Origin of the sequence: Pseudomonas sp. MWU16-30322, from assembly GCF_020515535.1 — a bacterium.
GTDB lineage: Bacteria > Pseudomonadota > Gammaproteobacteria > Pseudomonadales > Pseudomonadaceae > Aquipseudomonas > Aquipseudomonas fluorescens_H.
Map to the genome: position 1 here is coordinate 410313 of NZ_JAIWYL010000002.1, position 18898 is coordinate 429210.

Below are 18898 nucleotides of genomic sequence, written 5' to 3' on the forward strand. Positions count from 1 at the left end.
GCGATGACCTTGTGGCGCACCACTCCGAACATCGAGCAGTTGAATGCAATCCAGAAAAACACCATCGGCGAAGTGCTGGATATCCGTTTTGAAGCCTTCGACGAAGCGTCGCTGACAGCGAGCATGGTCATCGACCACCGCACCCATCAACCCTACGGTCTGCTGCATGGCGGCGCCTCGGTGGTGCTGGCGGAAACCGTTGGCTCGATGGCCAGTTACCTGTGCATCGATGCGAGCAAATTCTACTGTGTGGGGCTGGAGATCAATGCCAACCATTTGCGCGGTTTGCGCAGCGGGCGGGTGACTGCAGTGGCCAGGCCAATTCACATCGGTCGCACCACCCACGTCTGGGATATCCGCCTGACCAGTGATGAAGGCAAGGCCAGTTGTGTGTCGCGGTTGACCATGGCGGTGGTGCCATTGGGCGAGCAGCCGCCGGCGCGCTGAGGTTCGATGTGCCCATAGCCATGACCGGACTGTCATCATTCCTGGCAGTTACGGTCATTGCTGCGGGGCGCGGTCTTGCGGACAATCAGCGGCATGTTTTCCGCTCATGGATTTACCGGCATGTCGCAACCGATCTTTTTCGCCCACGCCAACGGGTTTCCCTCGGGCACCTATGGCAAGTTGTTCGCGGCGCTGGCGCCCGAGTATCGGGTCGCGCATCTGGAACAGCATGCCCATGACCCGCGTTTCCCGGCGGACGACAACTGGTACAACCTGGTCGACGAACTGATCCACCATTTACAGCAGCAGGATCAACCGGTGTGGGGCGTCGGCCATTCGTTTGGTGGCGTGTTGCACCTGCACGCGGCGTTGCGCTGCCCTGAGTTGTATCGCGGTGTGGTCATGCTCGACTCGCCGGTACTGACCCGCACCGATCAGTGGGTGATCCGCGCTGCCAAGCGTTTCGGCTTCATCGACAGACTGACCCCGGCCGGACGTACGTTGGGCCGGCGCGAAGAATTCGCCGACCTCGACAGTGCGCGCAGCTATTTTGCCGGCAAGACGCTGTTTCGCGGTTTCGACCCGGAATGTTTCGATGCCTACCTGCAACACGGGCTGCATGCGGTCGGCGACAAGCTGCGTCTGCGCTTCGACCCCGCCACCGAAATCAGTATCTATCGCGGCGTGCCGCACACCAGTCCGGGCCGCACGCGCCAATTGCAGGTGCCGCTGGCCGTGGTGCGTGGCCACAAGAGCCGCGTGGTCATGCGTCATCACACCCGATTCGTCGGGCGCCTGCCGCAGGGTGAAGCGCTGAGCATGCCCGGCGGGCACATGTTCCCGCTCGAGCGTCCACAAGACACGGCGCGCCTGCTCAAAGAGCTGTTTACCCGCTGGGAGCGCCGCCAACAGAAGGATTGCGCATGAACCCGACCTTCGAAGAAGTGCGCCTGAGCCTGCCGCATATCGAACTGGCGGCGCACTTGTTCGGTCCCGAGGATGGTCTGCCGGTGATTGCCCTGCATGGCTGGCTCGACAACGCCAACAGCTTCGCGCGTCTGGCACCCAAGCTCAAAGGTTTGCGCATCATCGCGCTGGACATGGCCGGGCATGGGCATTCCGGGCATCGACCGAATGGCGCCGGTTATGCGCTGTGGGATTACGCCCACGACGTGTTGCAGGTCGCCGAGCAACTGGGCTGGAAACGCTTCGGCCTGCTCGGGCATTCGATGGGCGCGATCGTTTCGCTGGTGCTGGCCGGTTCGTTGCCGGAGCGCATCACTCACCTGGCGTTGATCGACGGGGTGATTCCTCCTACGGACAAAGGCGAAAATGCCGCCGAGCGTATGGGTATGGCCCTGCAAGCGCAGCTGGATCTGCGCGAGAAGCGCAAGCCGGTCTACAACACCCTCGATCGTGCCATCGAAGCGCGGATGAAGGGGCTGGTGGCGGTCAGTCGCGAAGCCGCCGAACTGTTGGCACAACGCGGCCTGATGCCGGTGCCCGGCGGTTATACCTGGCGCACCGACAATCGCCTGACCCTGCCATCACCGCTGCGCCTGACTCAGGAGCAGGCAATGGCCTTCGTCCAGCGCATCACCTGCCCGGCGCAACTGGTGGTGGCCGCCGACGGCATGCTGGCCAAACATCCGGAGTTGCTGGAGCGTCTACCCTTTAGCCAGGAACAGTTGGCGGGCGGGCACCATTTGCACCTGAACGATGAGTCCGGTGCCGACCTTGTCGCAGACTGTTTCAATCGCTTCTTCGCCATTCCTTGACTTGCACCGGGCAACTGTCGAGGCTGGGCGGGTTGAAATGGGAGACAACCACGATGGATTTCTATACCGCTGCGAACCCGACCCGCCAAGCCATGCCGATCCGATGAGCCTGACTATGCGGTCACTCAGTCTGTTGGCGCTGTGCTGCTTCAGTTCCGTTTCGTTCGCCGTCGACGTGCCCGGCAGCCAGGATCTGCAGATCGTGCCGCGTCTGGCCGATGCGCAGATCGTCGACTATCGCCCTCCCGTGGAGCTTGAGCGGATCTATCCGCTGGGCTCGATCCGCAAGATCAGCGGCCAGTTACGCTTTGACGGCCAGGTCACGGCGCGTGGCCAGACCACCTCGGTCACCTATGAGTTACCCCCGGAGCATTCCGCCACCGAAGCCTTCACCGCCGCTCGCGAAGCCCTGCAAAAGCAGGACGCCGAGTTGTTGTTCTGGTGTCAGGCCCGCGACTGCGGCGAAAGTAGCCTGTGGGCCAATGAAGTGTTCGGCAATTCCAAGCTGTACGGCGCCGATGAGCAACAGGCCTATCTGCTGTTGCGTCTGGCCGCGCCGAGGGACAACACCCTGGTGGCGCTCTACAGCATCACCCGCGGCAATCGCAAAGCCTACCTGCATGTCGAACAGTTTGAAGCGGGCGCACCGTTGGGCGAGTTGCTGCCGACCTCGGCCACGCTGTTGCGACAGCTCAAAAGCACCGGTGAGCTGGACTTTCCCAAACTGGTTGGCGATCCGGATGACACCTGGCTACGGCTGATTTCCCGTGGCTTGAACCTCGACACCACTCAACGCGTGACGATTGCTGGACCCAAGGCCGAGGCCTGGCGTCAGGCGCTGATCGGTCAGGGTGTGCGCGCGGCGCGGATGGAGGCGGGGAGCGCCGACGGCTCTGGCCTGCGCATCGATCTGTTGCGATAAGCTGCACCGGGCGTGCGCGCGTGGCGTGTTCGCCTACTCTTTGACGAACTGAATTCTTCGAGACTTTACATGCTCAATAACGATCGGCTGTTGGTGCAAATCCTCCTGCTGGTGCTGTTCGGTGCCAGCCTGTGGGTGATGGCGCCGTTCTGGTCGGCGCTGTTCTGGGGTGCGGTGCTGGCCTTTGCCAGTTGGCCGCTGATGCGCCTGTTGACCCGTTGGCTCAATGGCCGCGAATCTCTGGCCGCAGCCATTCTGACTCTGGGCTGGATGTTACTGGTGGCGGCGCCGCTGGTGTGGCTGGGGTTCAACCTGGCCGATCACGTACGCGACGCCACGGTCTTCATCAAGGACGTGCAGGTCGACGGTCTGCCTGAGGCGCCGGTCTGGCTCGGGACTATCCCGTTGGTGGGCGAACGTCTGGTGGGCCTCTGGAACAGCATTGATGAGCAGGGCGCGGCGCTGATGGTATCGATCAAGCCCTACCTGGGGCAGGTGGGTAACTGGTTGCTGGCGCGCAGTGCACAGATCGGTGGCGGCATCCTTGAGCTGACCCTGAGCATTGTCTTCGTGTTCTTTTTCTATCGTGACGGGCCGCGATTGGCGGCATTCGTTCACAGCCTGCTGGAGCGGCTGATCGGTGAGCGTGCCGGGTATTACATCGAACTGGTGGCCGGTACGGTGCAGCGGGTGGTCAACGGGGTGATCGGTACGGCGGCGGCGCAGGCGATTCTGGCGTTGATCGGGTTTCTGATTGCCGGGGTTCCGGGGGCTCTGGTGCTGGGGATCGTGACCTTTCTGTTGAGTCTGATTCCGATGGGGCCACCCTTGGTGTGGATTCCGGCCACAGCCTGGCTGGCGTGGAAGGGTGAGTATGGGATGGCGGTGTTTCTCGGGATCTGGGGGACGTTCATCATCAGTGGCGTGGATAACGTGTTGAAGCCCTATCTGATCAGCCGCGGTGGGAATCTGCCGTTGGTGATTGTGTTGCTTGGGGTGTTTGGCGGGTTGATTGCTTTTGGGTTTATCGGGTTGTTTATCGGGCCTACGTTGTTGGCGGTGGCTTATAGTTTGTTGACGGATTGGAGTAAAAGTCAGGCTCGGGTTTAGGCGCCTTGGCTTTTTTGGGGTTGTGGGCATATCCGTTGGTTTGGGTGTGGCGGCTGGCGGTTTCGCCCTTACGGCGAGTCACTTTCCCAGACGCCGAAAAGTAACCAAAAGGCTTGGCCCCGGCGTACGGCCCTCGCTTAGGCTCGGGTTCCTTCGTTGCGGGGTTCATCCGGGGGCATCGCCTCCGGTTTGCTTCGCTGCACCTCCTCTCGATGTGTTCGACTTCGTCGAACGGTCGCTGCGCTCCCACCCCCGGATAAACCCCTCCACTCAGCCTGCCGAAGGGGCCGGCACGGCAAGATCAAGAGCTTTCGGCGAGCTGACACTCGGCCATTGAGTGGGGCGGCTTCGCCGCGTGCGGTGCATACAGTTCAAAATTGTGGGAGCCAGCCTGCTGGCGATGGCGGCCTTACAGCCAACCAACCTCTAACTGCCTGTACTCGATCCAATTGTAGGAGTGAGCCTGCTCGCGAAGAGGCATCTCAGGCAACCAGCCTCTCACGGCCACACCCAAATGATCGTTCCCACACCGCTGCATGGAAACGATCACCCATCACGACATCATCTCAGGTCGCCACATTCAGGTATTTGCCCACCGGCGCGGCATTGTCGAGTGAGTATTGTTTGCTCAAGTTGGCAATCATCCGGTTCAGCGCTTCGCTGGTGGTCTGGGTGCTGGCGGTCTGTTCTTCGGGCGGGCGTTCCCGACCTGCCTGTAGCGCCGCTTTCAGTTCGTCGCTGCTCACGCCGCCACTGCTGTCGCTATCCAACACCTTGAGCAGCGCGGCGCTGGTGTCGGTGCTGGTTGTCGAGGTGTTGTCGCTGGTCTGCAGGGCACTGCTCAGTTCGGTAGCGCTGATGTTGCCATCACCATCGGCATCCAGTTGGCTGAACAGTGCGTCGCTGGAGGCTTGTTGCGGGGGCGGAGGTGGTGGGGTCAGGCTGGCGGAGAGTTCGTCCTGGCTGACGGTGCCGTCTTTGTTCTTGTCCAGGGCCGAGAATATTTGGTTGCTGTCGGCGCTGCTGCCTGCGCTGGTCAGGCCGGTGCTCAGTTCGTCGCTGCTGATGGCGCCGTCGCCATCGGTGTCGAGGGCGCTGATCAGGGCGTCGGCGAGGTCGGTGTTCGGTGCTTGATCCTGCGGAGGCGGCGGGGGTGCCATCGCGGTCATTTCTTCGGCGCTGAGGCTGCCGCTATCGTCGCTGTCCAGATCGCCGAATTGCTTGCTCAGGTTGACCAGCAGGCCATCGTCGGATTTCTGCGACAGGGCACTTTTCAGTTCGTCCTGATCCACCGCGCCGTCGCCGTTGCTGTCGAGTTTGGCGAACAGTTCCTTTTGCAATTGCTGGCTGCGGGCGTTCTGGGTGGTGCTGCTGGTGCTGGTATAGCTCGTGTAGTTGCTGACGCTACCGATCATGGGCTCACTCCTTGGACTGTCAAACCGGTTCGCGTACCGGCTTGTGCAGACTCAAGGGGCAAGTTGTCCTGGGTATTTGGGATTTGTACCGGTGGGTATACACGATGGAGTGAACACCACTGAAACCTGTGGGAGCGGGCTTGCTCGCGAAGGCGGCCGATCATTCAACACAGAAGTCGACTGACACACCGCTTTCGCGAGCAAGCCCGCTCCCACGGGGGATAGGTGTGTTTCTCAGGAGCGCGGCAGGCGGATGATTGCGGTCAGGCCGCCACCCGGGGTTTCTTCCAGATTCAACTGGCCACCCAAACGCTGCGCTGCCTCGCGGGCGATGGTCATGCCCAGGCCGACGCCGCCGGAGTTGCGGTTGCGCGAGCCTTCCAGGCGAAAGAACGGTTCGAACACCGCCTCGCGTTTGTCTTCGGCAATCCCCGGGCCGTGGTCGATCACGCGGATCAGCAGTTGCTCGCGTTGATCCTGCAGTTCGATGCGCGCCTGCCCTGCATAGCGCAGGGCGTTGTCCATCAGGTTGTTGATGCACGAGCGCAGCGCCATCGGCTGCACCTGCAGCGGTGCGCAATGGCCGCTGACGTCAACGTCGGCGCCCTGATCCTGAGCGTTTTCGCACAGCGATTCGACCAGCGCCTGCACGTCCATCAACTGCAACGCTTCGCTGGTGCGCTGTTCGTGCAGGTAGGTGAGGGTGGCGTCGAGCATGCCGATCATGTCGTTGAGGTCTTGGCGCATCTGGCCTTGCAGTTTTTCGTCGTCGATCTGTTCCAGACGCAGCTTCAACCGCGACAGCGGCGTGCGCAGGTCGTGGGAGACGGCGCCGAGCATGCGTGCTCGCTGCTGCACCTGTTCGCGAATGCGTTGTTGCATCAGGTTGAAGGTGTTCGCGGCTTGTCGGGCTTCACGCGGGCCGGACTCGTCCAGCGGCGGGCTGTCGAGGTTTTCGCTGAGGCGTTCGGCGGCGTCGCTCAGGCGCTGGATCGGCCGGCTGAGCAGTTTGGCGCCGTACCACGCGGCGATCATCAACGAGATGAACTGGAAGGTCAGCGGCACCAGCGGTCCGCCGAACCACGGACGCGGCGGGCGATGGGCGAAGCGTGGATCCGGCGGTGGCCGTTGGCCGTCGACGCCCTCGGCAAACTCCGGCGGGGGCGGCGGTGGGGGTGGCCCATAGTGATGAAACCAGGCAAAGGCCAGCAGGTGCGCCAGGACGATCGCCACGAACAGCATGCCAAACAGGCGGCCGAACAGCGTGTCGAAGCGCCCTCGCATCAGCCGATGTCTCGTGCGTCGAACAGGTAACCTTCACCGCGCACGGTTTTGATCAACTGTGGGGCTTTCGGGTCGTCGCCGAGTTTTTGCCGCAGGCGCGACACCAGCAAATCGATGCTGCGGTCGAACGCTTCGATCGAACGGCCACGGGCGGCGTCCAGCAGTTGTTCGCGGCTGAGAACGCGGCGCGGGCGTTCGATGAAGACCCAGAGCAGGCGGAATTCGGCGTTGGACAGCGGCACCACCAGGCCATCGTCGGCGATCAGCTGGCGCAGGACGCTGTTCAGGCGCCAGTTGTCGAAGCGGATGTTGGCCCGTTGTTCGGTGCGATCGTCACGTACCCGGCGCAGGATGGTCTGGATCCGCGCCACCAGTTCCCGTGGTTCGAACGGTTTGGCCATGTAGTCATCAGCGCCCAGTTCGAGGCCGATGATGCGGTCGGTGGGTTCGCAGCGGGCGGTGAGCATCAGGATCGGGATGTCCGATTCGGCGCGCAGCCAGCGGCACAGCGACAGGCCGTCTTCGCCTGGCAACATCAGGTCGAGGACCACCACGTCGAAATGCTCGGCCTGCATCGCCTGGCGCATGGCCGCGCCGTCGGTGACGCCGCTGGCGTGGATGTTGAAGCGGGCCAGGTAGTCGATCATCAGCTCGCGAATCGGCACATCGTCGTCGACGATCAGCGCGCGGATGCTCCAGCGCTTGTCGTCTTTCTGCTCATCAATCACGGTCGTTTGGGTGTTGTGCATGGGGCTGTTCATCTGCCTGTAGGCCCGCCAACCACAAGATGGGCGCGAGGTGGTGGTTTCAGCATAGGCGTCCGGCCGTAAAGCGGGAAGTGCTGATGTAAGGACGTGTTGCGGCTGGCGAGGCTAGCGCGCACGCTTGTTGGCCGCGTGTCGGTTGTGTATCTCATTCGACACAATAACGCCGCGGGCTAAGCTGATCACGCCAGCGGCGACGATTTACCGATCATCGGGTGCCGCGCCGCCGCCGCTTCCGCTACAATGCGCGCCGATTTCGACTTGCCTGAGAGCCCATCCATGTCCGCCTGCCAGACTCCTATCATCGTCGCCCTGGATTTCCCTACCCGTGACGCCGCACTGAAGCTGGCCGACCAGTTGGACCCGAAACTGTGCCGGGTCAAAGTGGGCAAGGAACTGTTCACCAGTTGCGCCGCGGAAATCGTCGGCACCCTGCGTGACAAAGGCTTCGAGGTGTTCCTCGACCTGAAATTCCATGACATCCCCAACACCACTGCGATGGCCGTGAAAGCTGCTGCCGAGATGGGCGTGTGGATGGTCAACGTGCATTGCTCCGGTGGCCTGCGCATGATGGCGGCCTGTCGTGAAGAGCTGGACAAGCGCAGCGGCCCGCAACCGTTGCTGATCGGCGTGACCGTGCTGACCAGCATGGAACGTGAAGACCTGGCCGGCATCGGTCTGGATATCGAACCGCAGGAGCAAGTGCTGCGTCTGGCGGCGCTGGCCGAGAAGGCCGGGATGGACGGTCTGGTGTGCTCGGCGCTGGAAGCCACCGCATTGAAGTCGGCGCACCCGTCGCTGCAATTGGTGACCCCGGGGATTCGTCCGGCGGGCAGTGCGCAAGATGACCAGCGCCGTATCCTGACGCCACGTCAGGCGCTGGATGCCGGTTCCGATTATCTGGTGATCGGCCGTCCGATCAGCCAGGCGGCAGATCCGGCCAAGGCACTGGCTTCGGTCGTGGCCGAAATCGCCTGATCAAACACGCAAGATCCAACAATGTGGGAGCGGGCTTGCTCGCGAATGCGGTGGTTCAGTCGAAATTGATATCGACTGACACGGCCTCTTCGCGAGCAAGCCCGCTCCCACAGTGGTTTTAGGGTATTGTCGAGTTAAGTTTCAGACCTTCAGCACCAACTTGCCGAAATTCTCCCCGCTGAACAACTTCATCAGCGTCTCCGGAAAGGTCTGCAGACCTTCGACGATGTCTTCCTTGCTCTTGAGCTGCCCTTTGGCCATCCAGCCGGCCATTTCCTGCGCGGCGCTGGCGTACTGTGCGGCGTAGTCCATTACCACAAAGCCTTCCATACGTGCGCGGTTGACCAGCAATGACAGGTAGTTGGCCGGGCCTTTGACGGCTTCCTTGTTGTTGTACTGGCTGATGGCGCCGCAGATCACCACCCGGGCTTTCGGGGCCAGGCGGCTGAGCACGGCGTCGAGGATGTCGCCACCGACGTTATCGAAATAGACGTCCACCCCTTTCGGGCACTCGCGCTTGAGTCCGGCCAGTACGTCCTCGTGCTTGTAGTCGATGGCGCCGTCGAAGCCCAGTTCATCGATCAGGTATTTGCACTTGTCGGCACCACCGGCGATACCGACGACCCGGCAGCCTTTGATCTTGGCGATCTGCCCGGCAATGCTGCCCACCGCACCCGCAGCCCCTGACAGCACCACGGTGTCGCCAGCCTTCGGTGCGCCCACGTCGAGCAGGGCGAAGTAGGCGGTCATGCCGGTCATGCCAAGGGCCGACAGATACACCGGCAGCGGCGCCAGTTTCGGATCGACTTTGTAGAAACCTCTGGGTTCGCCAAGGAAATAATCCTGCACGCCGAGGGCGCCGTTGACGTAGTCCCCGACGGCAAAGCCCGGGTTGTTCGAAGCGATGACCTGGCCTACGCCCAAGGCGCGCATGACCTCGCCAATCGCCACCGGCGGGATGTAGGACTTGCCCTCGTTCATCCAGCCGCGCATGGCCGGGTCGAGGGACAGGTATTGGTTTTTCACCAGTATCTGGCCTGCGCCCGGCTCGCCGACCGGGACTTCCTGATAAGTAAACGTCTCACGGGTCGCCGCGCCCACCGGGCGTTTGGCGAGAAGGAACTGGCGATTGGTCTGGCTGGTCATGGCAGGCACTCGAACTGAATGAAGCCTTGTTGATAGACCCTCGACGCCAATGCTGCAAGGTTGGCTGATGCGGCGAATGCGCAATGATCCAGTGCAGTGATAGTCCCCCGACAGGTTTTATCACTGCGACGGATGAAGGCATAAACAGCCTTCTGATAGTGCTGACGTGGGGCGCGCCCCGGTGGCTATGCTGCGACTCTGCAAATACCTCCTGCATCTCTCCCTTCGAGGACATAACAATGAGCATGACGTTTTCCGGCCAGGTGGTCGTAGTCACCGGAGCGGCCAACGGTATTGGCCGGGCGACCGCCCAGGCATTCGCCGCCGAAGGCTTGAAAGTGGTGGTGGCCGATCTTGACGCGGCAGGGGGCGAGGGGACGGTGGCGCTGATTCGTACAGCCGGTGGCGAAGCGACCTTCGTGCGCTGCAACGTTACCGTCGAAAGCGAAGTGAAGAATCTGATGGACGAGGTGATCAATACTTACGGTCGCCTGGACTACGCCTTCAACAATGCCGGGATCGAAATCGAGCAAGGCAAACTGGCCGACGGCTCGATGGACGAGTTCGACGCGATCATGGGCGTCAACGTCAAAGGTGTGTGGTTGTGCATGAAGTACCAGTTGCCGTTGTTGCTCGCTCAGGGCGGCGGGGCGATCGTCAACACCGCGTCGGTGGCGGGGCTTGGTGCGGCGCCGAAGATGAGCATTTATGCGGCGTCGAAACACGCAGTGATCGGCCTGACCAAATCGGCGGCGATCGAATATGCGAAGAAGAAAATTCGCGTCAACGCCGTATGCCCGGCAGTGATCGACACCGATATGTTCCGCCGCGCCTACGAGGCCGACCCGAAGAAAGGCGAGTTCGCCAATGCGATGCACCCGGTGGGCCGCATCGGCAAAGTCGAGGAAATCGCCAGCGCCGTGCTGTATCTGTGCAGTGATGGCGCGGCGTTCACCACCGGTCATTCCCTGGCCGTGGATGGCGGCGTCACGGCTTTCTGACGTCTTGCCGCAAGTCCCAGGAAAACCCGCCTTCGTGCGGGTTTTCTCGTTGTTGCCTGTCAGTTCCGTGAAACCATTAAACAATTTGTATCAAGCGGTTAGAACGGTCGCTTTTGACGGCGTTGTCGCACAGCCTGCAGGACGTGGCTGTGATTTACTGCCGCCAGCAAAACGGACAGGAGTTTGCGTGCTCATGGAATTGAGAATTGACCGACAGGCAATGGTGCCGGTCGTACAGCAGATTGTTGATGGCATGACCGAGTGGATCTCGCGAAGTGGTGTGGCGCCGAGCACGCGGCTGCCCTCCGTCAGGCAGATTGCGCGCGCCAATCTGCTCAGTCAGTCGTGTGTGGCGGAGGCCTGCGAGCGCTTGGTGGCGCAAGGCATTCTGGCCTCGCGCCAGGGCGCCGGATTCATGGTGGCCGCGCACGGCAGCGGGTTGCTCGGAATTGACTGCGGGCCGGCAGAAAACTGTTTGAAGCTCGGCGAAGGTGGCTTGCCGCAAAGCTGGCGGGAGTCCGATGACCTGAGTTACGCGATCCGTGAGGTGGCCCGTACCGACATGGCGAGCCTGTTCAATTACAGCAGCCCGCTGGGGCTGCCGGCGCTGCGCGAGCAGATCGTCAAGCGCCTCAGGCTGATCGGCGTCCAGGCCCGGGCAGAACAGGCCCTGACGACTTCCGGTGCCAGCCACGCGCTTGATCTGCTCGTACGCACGCTATTCAAGTCCGGGGATTGCGTCGTAGTCGAAAGCCCCGGGTACGCGCCGTTGTTCGAGCTGTTGCGCCTGCATGGCGTGCAATTGCTGGAAGTGCGTCGCACCCCGAGCGGGCCTGATCCCCAGGCACTGGAGACGCTGTTGAGGCAATTTCGGCCGGTTGCGATGTTCATCAACAGCCACCACCACAATCCCACCGGCTCCTGTCTGACACTGGGCGTGGCGCAACAGATCCTGCAGTTGTGCAACGCCCACGATGTGCGCGTGATCGAAGACGATGTCTACGCCGACTTGCACAATGGTAACGGTACACGCCTGGCGGCACTCGATGAGCGAGTGATCTATGTCGGCAGTTTTTCCAAGACGCTCAGCAGCTCGCTGCGCGTCGGGTTCGTGTACGCCGACCCCCCGCTGATTGCGCGTCTGGCGCGGGTCAAGATGATCAGCAGCATGGGCTCCTCGAGCTTCAACGAGGCGGTGCTGGCCAGTCTCCTGGCCAATGGGGCGTATCGCAAAATGGTCCAGCGTCAGCGTCAGCGCCTCAATACTGATCGGATTGCCGCATTACAGGCGTTGGAAGATGCCGGCTGGGAGGTTTTCGGCAAGCCGTGCGGCGGGCTGTTCATCTGGGCCCGCGCACCGCTGAGCGATCTTGCCCGCTTGCACAGTCAGGCGCAGTGCAGTGGCGTGCGTCTGTGCGCGCCGGGGGCTTTCAGTCCGAGTGGCGAAGTCGGTGAGTGGCAGCGAATCAATGTCGCCTATGCCTGTGATCCGCGCGCCCGACAGTTTTTTCGCAGCACCCGTGTGAATCGACCTCAAGCGTTCTGAAAACGACGCGTGCGTAGCTTTTTGCCATTATTCCGACGCCAGAGACTTGTGCTGCTCCATGGCCGTTGCGAATCTTCGGCAACAGACTTTGGCAGGGGACTAAGCGCAATGATTTCCGCCGTGCAAGGACGTTTTGCCAACCTCGGTATGGCGAAGAAACTGGGTATCGGGTTCGTGCTGGTGCTGCTGTTGACCGCGCTGGTGGCTGCCATCGGTGTTTGGTCCCTGCAGACCATCAGTCATCGTTTCGATGGGCTGAAGCAGATGTCGTCACTCAACAGCGCGTTGCTCAAGGTGCGACTGCTGGAGCAGGACTATGCGCTGCACAGCAACCCGAAAACCGTCGATGCCTTGCACGAAGGCGTCGACGGTTTGCTGGCCCAGGCGGCGCAACTCAAGGCGCAATCCCCGGCCAACGTGGCGGTGATGGGCGATGTCGAGCAGGCATTGGGTGCCTATCGCAAGGCTTTCGATGAGTTCGTCTCGCTGACCCAGGCCAAGGATCTGGCGCTGGAAATGGCCAGTTGGTCGGTGTCCAGCGTGGCCAACAATCTCGATGTGCTGCAAGCCGGACTGGCCGATGATGGCGCGTATACCTTGAAGGACACCGAAGGCAAGGACGGCGCGCAGTTCATCGAACAGGCCAGTCAGGTCAGCCAGGTGTCGCGGTTGATGCTGCAGGCGATGAACGAGGCGCGGATTCGTCTGGACCAGAGCCGCAAGGGCGATGCCGACGGCGCCGGCAAGGGCAATATCGAGCAGGCCGCTCAGGCCCAGGCTCAGGCCGAGCAGTTGAAGACCACGGTCAAGGATGAGGGCTACCTGACAGTCCTTAATGAAGTGTCCGGGCACATCGCCGGTTTCAACGACAAACTCGCCGAGTACACCGGCCTGCTGGCCCAGGAAAAAACCGTCTACGAACAGCTGCACCAGCGCGCGGCGCAGGTGATGGAGCGCGTGGATCAGGCGTATGGCGCAGAGGATAGCGCGATGCAGGCGGAACTGAAGAAGAACTCGGTGTTGATCATCGGTTCTTCAGCGCTGGCATTGCTGGTCGGGCTGATTGCCGCGTGGGTCATTACCCGGTTGATCGTCGCGCCGTTGCGCAGTGTGATGCGGGTTGCACAGCAGATTGCGGCCGGGGATTTGAGTGCGAGGGTAGAGGTCACCCGTCGTGATGAAATTGGCCAGCTGATGCTGGCGATGCAGCAGATGGGCGCCGGGCTGAGCACGATCGTCAGCGGTTTGCAGGCGGGAATTGAACAGTTGGCCAGTTCAGCGCAATCGCTGTCCGCAGTGACCGAGCAGACCAACCTTGAGGTCAACAGCCAGAAGGAAGAAACCGAGCAGGTGGCCACGGCCATGAACCAGATGACCGCCACCGTGCATGACGTGGCACGTAACGCCGAGGAGGCGGCGCTGGCCGCGCAAACGGCGGATGGCAAGGTCGAGAGTGGGCAGCAGGTGGTGCGCCAGAGCATGGCGCGGATCGAGCAGTTGGCGGATTCGGCGACGTCGGCCAGTTCGAGCATCGAAAGCCTCAGTGCGCAGATCCAGAACATCGGCACGGTGCTGGATGTGATCAAGAGCGTGGCCGAGCAGACCAATCTGCTGGCGCTCAACGCTGCGATCGAGGCGGCGCGGGCCGGGGAGCAGGGCAGGGGGTTTGCAGTGGTGGCTGATGAGGTTCGTGCGTTGGCGCGGCGTACCCAACAATCGACCGAGGAGATCGAGCGGCTGGTCAGTGCTTTGCGTTCGGCAGCGCATTCGTCGGTGCAGCAGATTCAGAGCAGTGGTGAATTGGTGAAGCTGGCGGTCAGTGATGCGCTGCAGACGGAGAGTGCGTTGGGGAGTATTGCGGCGGCGGTTTCGCTGATTCAGCAGATGAATCAGCAGATTGCGGCGGCGGCGGAGGAGCAGAGTTCGGTGGCTGAGGAGATCAATCGCAGTGTGACGAGTATTCGCGCGAGTGCGGATCAGTCTTCGATTGCGATGCGGGGGAATGCGGTTTCGAGTGTTGAGCTGGCGCGGTTGGGGGGGGAGCTCAAGGGGATGGTTGGGCATTTTCGGCTTTGACTTGGCGGCCTCTGGGCCGACCAGGTTCTTGGTTGGGGGGTGAATATCCGTTGCTGCGGTAACGGCTTCTTATGGTTCCGCTCTTACAGCGGCTCACTTTTCCAGACGCCGAAAAGTAAGCAAAAGGCTTGGCCCCGGCGTACGGCCCTCGCTTAGGCTCGGGTTCCTTCGTTGCGGGATTCATCCGGGGGCATCGCCTCCGGTTTGCTTCGCTGCACCTCCTCTCGATGTGTTTGGCTGCGCCAAACGTCGCTGCGCTCCCACCCCCGGATAAACCCCTCCACTCAGCCTGCCGATGGGGCCGGCACGGCAAGATCAAGAGCTTTCGGCGAGCTGACACTCGGCCATGAGTGGTGAAGGGCATGCGGGCTGTCTGGACTGCTTTGCTTTTCTGTAGGAGTGAGCCTGCTCGCGAAGGCGGCCTGACAGCCGACCAGTTTTCTAACTCACTCACCCAATCCCACTGTGGGAGCTGGCTTGCCAGCGATGGCGGCCTGACAGCCGACCAGTCTCCAACTGACTCCCCCCAATCCCACTGTGGGAGCGGGCTTGCTCGCGAAGGTGGCCTGACTGCCAACCAATCTCTAACTGAATGTTCGCAATGGCAGTCAGCCCATCACCCACAAAAAAGCCACCTCTCGGTGGCTTTTCTTCAGCTCTCGACAATCAGTCGTAGATCACTTTCTTTTTCCAGTCCGCATCGGCTTCGACTTCCTTGAGGCCTTCGGTCAACTGGTTCACTTCGCCTTCGACTGGAGCAATCTTGTCCATGACCTGGGCGTTGGCGCGGGCCAGCAGTTTTTCCAGGTATTGCAGTTGTTCCGAGTACATCTGCGGGTCTTGCTGTTTGCGCAGGTATTGCACGCCGCGTTCGAAGGCGAGGCGGGCCTGGCCGGGCTGGTTTTGTTGGAGGGATTGTTGGCCGAGGTTGTTGAAGAATTCGATGTGCAGCAGGACCAGGATGTGGCGGACTTCTTTGATCCAGTGTTTGGCTTCGTTTGGTGGCAGGAAGCCGTCGTGGGCGGCGCGGGTGATCTGGCCGTGCAGGGCTTCGAGCAGGAAGCGGACGTCCTTGGCTTTGGCTTCGGTCAGGATCGGTGCCGGTGGGTTGTTGACCGGGATCGATTCGCCCTGGGCCACCAGCGCACTCAGTTCGGTGATTCGTGCTTTGGTCGTGGCGCTGGTTTTTTCCAGGTTCAGCAGGCGCTGGCAGACGTTCAGTTCCAGACGGGTCAGCAACAGCTTGAGCGCCGGGGTCATGAACTGGCCGGGGAAAGTTTCGGTCAGTTCGCCGCAGCGGCGCAGGCGATCGTTGAGTTCGATCTTGGTGCGGGCCTTCTCCAGTTTGTTGTTTTCCACCACATGGTTCATGTAGCCAATGGCGATCAGAATTGCGATCCCGGCTACGACTAGCAGGGTGATCATGAGTGGTGTCACCGGTAAGACCTCTTTATAGGGTTCGCGTGCGAGTTTAGTGGCTGGGCATTTAGGCGCCTAGCGCCGCTCGACGAGTTGGATCGGCAGCTTCAATCTGTATCGGCTGCGCACTGCTTATATGAATGCTGGCGCTGGAAGTGCAGATTGCCATCACTGAGCGGTGGACTATAGCGTCTTGGCGAGTGGCGGAATATAGGCGTCAATCGTCGGGCGACGGAAAACCCCGAATGCTCCCGTAAAGCAGGTCGAAGTCATTGATTTAAATAAATTTATATTCGGGGGTTGACGACCTCTCAAACCATCCATAGAATGCGCGCCACTTGCAGCGTAAAGCACACAGCGAAACGCCGCAGGGAGTGAATGTTGTAGCGTGTCCCCTTCGTCTAGTGGCCTAGGACACCGCCCTTTCACGGCGGTAACAGGGGTTCGAGTCCCCTAGGGGACGCCAATGCGGGAATAGCTCAGTTGGTAGAGCACGACCTTGCCAAGGTCGGGGTCGCGAGTTCGAGTCTCGTTTCCCGCTCCAATTTTAAACGGCACTGCTTTCGGGCGGGGCTGAGTGAAACCAGAGCCAAGTCTTCGGATGCGGATCTGGACACCGAAACACACACCATGTGTTCCGGGTAGCGTGTCCCCTTCGTCTAGTGGCCTAGGACACCGCCCTTTCACGGCGGTAACAGGGGTTCGAGTCCCCTAGGGGACGCCATTGCGGGAATAGCTCAGTTGGTAGAGCACGACCTTGCCAAGGTCGGGGTCGCGAGTTCGAGTCTCGTTTCCCGCTCCAAATTCTAAAAGTGCCGCTCAGTGAGCGGCGTTTTTATTAGTGAAAGTTGTAGCCTGTCCCCTTCGTCTAGTGGCCTAGGACACCGCCCTTTCACGGCGGTAACAGGGGTTCGAGTCCCCTAGGGGACGCCATTGCGGGAATAGCTCAGTTGGTAGAGCACGACCTTGCCAAGGTCGGGGTCGCGAGTTCGAGTCTCGTTTCCCGCTCCAATTTCACAAAAACGCCGATCAGTGATGATCGGCGTTTTTGTTTGCGCAGTATTTGTCGCGCAACAAAAAGGACCTTCGGGTCCTTTTTTGTTTTCACGTCAGGCCCGCTGAATCACGGGCCCCGTGTCTTATCAGAGCTTCGGCAGCTGCCCGACACGCCCCATCATTTCCGTGACGATCTGCAGGTCCAGCAGGAACTGGTCAACCGTCTTGAACTCGCCATCGGTATGGCCGGTGTATTTGACTTCAGGTCGGGCCAGGCCGAATTGCACGCCGTTCGGCAATTCATGCACCGAGGTTGCGCCGGCAGACGTGCCGAACTCGTGCTTCATGCCCAGGTTTTCGGTGGCAACTGCCAGCAGCGCTTTCACCCATTCGCCTTCCGGATTGCGGTACATCGGTTCGGCGATCGAATAGGTGAAGTCCACGGCGACGTGGGTTTTCTTGCTCCAGGCCGTGAGTTTGTCAGCGATTTCCTTCTTCAGTACCTCCGGTGATTTACCCTTCGGCACGCGCAGGTTGACCGCCAGTTTGAAGGCTTTGTCGTCCACGCCCACATAGGTCAGGGAAGTGGTCAACGGGCCCATGAACGAATCGGAGAAACCCACGCCGAGTTTCTTGCCCAGGTAATCCAGGCCCCAATTGTTGGACGCATAGCGTGCAGCGTCGGTGATCTGGTTGTGCTTGAGCGCCACCTTGCCGTCGAGGCTGTTGATGAAGTCGAGCATCCGCGCGACCGGATTGACGCCGGACTCGGGCTCGGAGGAGTGCGCGGATACGCCGGTAATCGTCAGTTTGACGTCTTTGCCGTCAACCTTGGCCGCGACTTCGAAGTTGCCGCCGTGTTTTTTCGCGTACTCGTTGCCGGCCTTTTGCAGGCTCGCCGCCAGTTGCTCAGGCTTGTCGGTGACGAGGGTCGCAACCGAAACCGATGGAATCTGGTTGGTTGCCAGGCCGCCAGTCATCGAGATGATTTCTGCGCCGCTGCCTTCAGCCTTGCGCAGCGGGAAGTTGGCCATGACCGTGCCGTAGCCTTTCTCTGCGATGACCACCGGATAGCCGCCGTCCAGCGCCATGTTGTAGTTCGGCGTCGGGTTGTGTTCGAAGTAATACGGGATCGCGTCGCCGGAGGTTTCTTCGGTGGTGTCCACCAGCAGTTTGAAGTTGCGTGCCAGCGGCAGCTTTTCTTCCTTGATCACTTTCATCGCGTACATCGCGACGACGATGCCGTTCTTGTCGTCCTCGGTGCCGCGGCCATACATGCGGTCGCCGATCAGTGTGACTTTGAACGGATCGAGTTTGGTGCCGTCTTTCAGTACCCAGTTTTCCGGGGTGACCGGCACCACGTCGGCATGCGCGTGAATGCCCACAACTTCGTCGCCGCTACCGTCGAGGGAGATTTCATAGACGCGGTTGTCGACGTTGCGGAACTTCAGGTTGAACGATTCGGCCAGGTTCTTGATCTTTTCGGCGATCTTGATGAACTCCGGATTGTCGTGCTGGGCCACGCCCTCTTTCTGGAAGGTCGGGATTTCCACCAGTTCGCGCAGGGTTTCGAGGGCGGCTTTGCCGTACTTCACGCGGGTGTAGATGCCCAGCAGGCGATAGATCTCGTTCTGCTGTTCGGCGGTCAGGGTCTTGTTGTCGAGAAAGCCATTGATCGCCGGGGCGAGGTTGTCGGTCTTGCTCAGATCACTCTTGGCTACGGCACCGAGAAACTGACGAAAATCGCTGACCGTCGTATCGCTGAAGGTCTTGACGATCGCAGCGCTTTGCTCGGGGGTGATGTTGGCCTGAGCAGGCAGGGTGAACGACGAGAGGCTGGCCAGAACCAGGCTGGCAGCAGCCAGACGCTTGAGGGGAAAATGCATTGCGATGGGCATTCCTTTGCAGGCAGTTGAGTAGGAAGTGTTTGAAAGATGAAACAAATCTTTTCCAAACTAACACCGCGAAGGTGTTGAAGGGGAGCCCCTGAAGTGGGATCCGTCGCACAGAAATGCA

General features: G+C 60.9%; 15 protein-coding genes, 6 tRNA genes and 1 pseudogene. 15 read left to right on the forward strand and 7 right to left on the reverse strand.

Annotation, left to right across the window (positions count from 1 at the left end):
• Nucleotides 1–3 precede the first annotated feature (3 nt).
• The 5 genes from LCH64_RS04840 (at nt 4) to LCH64_RS04860 (ending at nt 4257) form a co-directional block, all read left to right on the forward strand.
• The gene (locus LCH64_RS04840) at nt 4–447 is read left to right on the forward strand and encodes a hotdog fold thioesterase (RefSeq protein ID WP_103522001.1); all 444 of its coding nucleotides are present in this window, start codon (nt 4–6) and stop codon (nt 445–447) included.
• Between the two features lie 120 nt (nt 448–567).
• Nucleotides 568–1374, forward strand: a complete 807-nt coding sequence (locus tag LCH64_RS04845) for an alpha/beta hydrolase (protein ID WP_226499633.1) — start codon at nt 568–570, stop codon at nt 1372–1374.
• Nucleotides 1371–2225, forward strand: coding sequence for an alpha/beta hydrolase (locus tag LCH64_RS04850; protein ID WP_134787091.1), 855 nt, complete (start codon nt 1371–1373; stop codon nt 2223–2225). Before LCH64_RS04845 ends, LCH64_RS04850 begins: the two co-directional genes overlap by 4 nt.
• 115 nt (nt 2226–2340) lie before the next feature.
• Complete coding sequence (locus LCH64_RS04855) at nt 2341–3147, forward strand: DUF4892 domain-containing protein (RefSeq protein WP_226499634.1); 807 nt, start codon at nt 2341–2343, stop codon at nt 3145–3147.
• A gap of 69 nt (nt 3148–3216) precedes the next feature.
• Entirely contained in the window at nt 3217–4257 is a 1041-nt protein-coding gene (locus tag LCH64_RS04860; RefSeq protein WP_103522223.1) for an AI-2E family transporter, read from the forward strand.
• Between the two features lie 566 nt (nt 4258–4823).
• Here LCH64_RS04860 and xopAW read toward each other — a convergent pair.
• The 4 genes and pseudogenes from xopAW to LCH64_RS04875 form a co-directional block, all read right to left on the reverse strand.
• The gene (gene xopAW / locus LCH64_RS04865) at nt 4824–5672 is read right to left on the reverse strand and encodes a XopAW family type III secretion system calcium-binding effector (RefSeq protein ID WP_226499635.1); all 849 of its coding nucleotides are present in this window, start codon (nt 5670–5672) and stop codon (nt 4824–4826) included.
• Nucleotides 5673–5792: 120 nt separating this feature from the next.
• Nucleotides 5793–5888 (reverse strand): annotated as a pseudogene (locus LCH64_RS28335) (DUF4381 domain-containing protein); the annotation flags it as partial.
• Between the two features lie 18 nt (nt 5889–5906).
• Complete coding sequence (locus LCH64_RS04870) at nt 5907–6956, reverse strand: ATP-binding protein (RefSeq protein ID WP_103486660.1); 1050 nt, start codon at nt 6954–6956, stop codon at nt 5907–5909.
• Nucleotides 6956–7705, reverse strand: a complete 750-nt coding sequence (locus tag LCH64_RS04875) for a response regulator (protein WP_003227123.1) — start codon at nt 7703–7705, stop codon at nt 6956–6958. The genes LCH64_RS04870 and LCH64_RS04875 overlap by 1 nt, the downstream gene beginning before the upstream one ends.
• Before the next feature lie 294 nt (nt 7706–7999).
• Between LCH64_RS04875 and pyrF the strand changes: the two genes are divergently transcribed.
• The gene (pyrF, locus tag LCH64_RS04880; RefSeq protein ID WP_003227121.1) at nt 8000–8698 is read left to right on the forward strand and encodes an orotidine-5'-phosphate decarboxylase; all 699 of its coding nucleotides are present in this window, start codon (nt 8000–8002) and stop codon (nt 8696–8698) included.
• 141 nt (nt 8699–8839) lie between these two features.
• Here pyrF and LCH64_RS04885 read toward each other — a convergent pair whose 3' ends face one another.
• Nucleotides 8840–9844, reverse strand: coding sequence for an NADP-dependent oxidoreductase (locus LCH64_RS04885; protein ID WP_003227119.1), 1005 nt, complete (start codon nt 9842–9844; stop codon nt 8840–8842).
• A 239-nt stretch (nt 9845–10083) separates the two neighbouring features.
• On the opposite strand from LCH64_RS04885, the gene LCH64_RS04890 reads away from it, so the two are divergent.
• From LCH64_RS04890 to LCH64_RS04900, 3 genes are all read left to right on the forward strand, one after another.
• Complete coding sequence (locus tag LCH64_RS04890; RefSeq protein WP_003227117.1) at nt 10084–10845, forward strand: SDR family oxidoreductase; 762 nt, start codon at nt 10084–10086, stop codon at nt 10843–10845.
• Between the two features lie 193 nt (nt 10846–11038).
• On the forward strand, nt 11039–12391 hold the full coding sequence (locus LCH64_RS04895; protein ID WP_226499636.1) for a PLP-dependent aminotransferase family protein: 1353 nt from the start codon (nt 11039–11041) through the stop codon (nt 12389–12391).
• Between the two features lie 108 nt (nt 12392–12499).
• A complete protein-coding gene (locus LCH64_RS04900; RefSeq protein ID WP_226499637.1) occupies nt 12500–14467 on the forward strand; it encodes a methyl-accepting chemotaxis protein in 1968 nt (655 codons plus the stop codon).
• Nucleotides 14468–15133: 666 nt separating this feature from the next.
• Here the strand turns inward: LCH64_RS04900 and LCH64_RS04905 are convergent.
• On the reverse strand, nt 15134–15892 hold the full coding sequence (locus LCH64_RS04905; protein ID WP_177434685.1) for a hypothetical protein: 759 nt from the start codon (nt 15890–15892) through the stop codon (nt 15134–15136).
• Between the two features lie 384 nt (nt 15893–16276).
• Between LCH64_RS04905 and LCH64_RS04910 the strand changes: the two genes are divergently transcribed.
• The 6 genes from LCH64_RS04910 (at nt 16277) to LCH64_RS04935 (ending at nt 16897) form a co-directional block, all read left to right on the forward strand.
• Nucleotides 16277–16352 (forward strand) — tRNA-Glu (locus tag LCH64_RS04910).
• Nucleotides 16353–16354: 2 nt separating this feature from the next.
• Nucleotides 16355–16430 (forward strand) — tRNA-Gly (locus LCH64_RS04915).
• 104 nt (nt 16431–16534) lie between these two features.
• A tRNA-Glu gene (locus LCH64_RS04920) sits at nt 16535–16610 on the forward strand.
• A 2-nt stretch (nt 16611–16612) separates the two neighbouring features.
• A tRNA-Gly gene (locus LCH64_RS04925) sits at nt 16613–16688 on the forward strand.
• A 55-nt stretch (nt 16689–16743) separates the two neighbouring features.
• Nucleotides 16744–16819, forward strand: a tRNA-Glu gene (locus tag LCH64_RS04930).
• A 2-nt stretch (nt 16820–16821) separates the two neighbouring features.
• A tRNA-Gly gene (locus LCH64_RS04935) sits at nt 16822–16897 on the forward strand.
• Nucleotides 16898–17028: 131 nt separating this feature from the next.
• Here the strand turns inward: LCH64_RS04935 and LCH64_RS04940 are convergent.
• Nucleotides 17029–18768, reverse strand: coding sequence for a dipeptidase (locus LCH64_RS04940; protein ID WP_226499638.1), 1740 nt, complete (start codon nt 18766–18768; stop codon nt 17029–17031).
• Nucleotides 18769–18898: the final 130 nt, after the last annotated feature.